Origin of the sequence: Microbacterium aurantiacum (assembly GCF_021654035.1) — a bacterium.
Taxonomy (GTDB): domain Bacteria; phylum Actinomycetota; class Actinomycetes; order Actinomycetales; family Microbacteriaceae; genus Microbacterium; species Microbacterium aurantiacum.
Map to the genome: position 1 here is coordinate 1 of NZ_JAJPDW010000018.1, position 1,029 is coordinate 1,029.

The window sequence follows — 1,029 nt, forward strand, 5'->3', positions numbered from 1 at the left end:
AGCGCCGGCGCGGAGGATGGTCTGGATCCCGTAGAGCGGGTCGCCGGTCCGACCGCGATGCCCGAGGGTGTCTTGCTGGACGCGGCGGCGGACCTCGTCAACGGCGGCGGTGCCGAGCTTGACGACGTGGAACGCGTCCAGCACGGCCGTGGCGTCTTCGAGCTTGTCGTCGATCGCAGTCTTGTAACCCGCGAACGGATCGAGAGCTGCGACCTTCACGTTCTGCCGGAACGCTTCGCCGCGTTCGGCGAGCCAGGACGCGTAGGCCTTCCCGGAGCGGCCGGGCACGAGGTCGAGCAGCCTGGCCCGCGTCTTTCCGGTGCTGTCGCGGCTGAGATCGACCATCCCGGTCAACTCCTTCGGGCCGCGCTTTCGGGGGTCGACGTGATGCCAGATGTGCTCATCGACGCCGAGCGTGGTGACGTTCTCGAACCGGGACTCGTCCTCAGCCAGCTTGACCAGCTCGGGTTCGACGGCCCGCCACACCGTCTTCCACGACGTTCCGAGCTGACGGGCGATACCGTGCACGGTGGCGTGCTCGCGGCGCAGCTGCCCGATCGCCCAGCCGACGGCGCGCGTGGTGATCGACCCGCGCCGGGCCACCAGACCCGGGAGCTGCTCCACGAACGTCCGTCGCACGCATCCCACCTCGTCGCACCGCCAGACCCGCTGCCGCCACACGATCCGCACCCGCGTCACGCCGGGCACATCATGAAGCACCCGTCGGCGACGTCCGCGGCCGGTCACGACGACCCCGCACGACGGGCAGCCGGTCGGTGCCGCCGGGCTCGAGACGGTCACGATCAGCAGCCCGTCACGGCGGTCAACGTCCTCGACATGGACCCCATCGAGGCCGAGCAGCAAGTCGCAGCGGGAACACGGGCAGGCGGCAGAGCACGCGTCAGCGCACCCCGAACTATCGTGAGACACGTCGAGGTCCTCGGTTGGAGCAGCAGTTGGCGCTACTGATCCTCGGGGACCTCGACCCCTACCCGCCGAACCTCACCCGGCGAGCCTCACCCCCACCGA

1 protein-coding gene is annotated in these 1,029 nt (G+C 70.0%); it reads right to left on the bottom strand.

Annotated elements, in window-relative coordinates:
- Window positions 1-930: transposase (locus LTL01_RS14560; protein WP_443677118.1), on the bottom strand; the 930-nt coding region annotated here is incomplete at its 3' end.
- Window positions 931-1,029 lie beyond the last annotated feature (99 nt).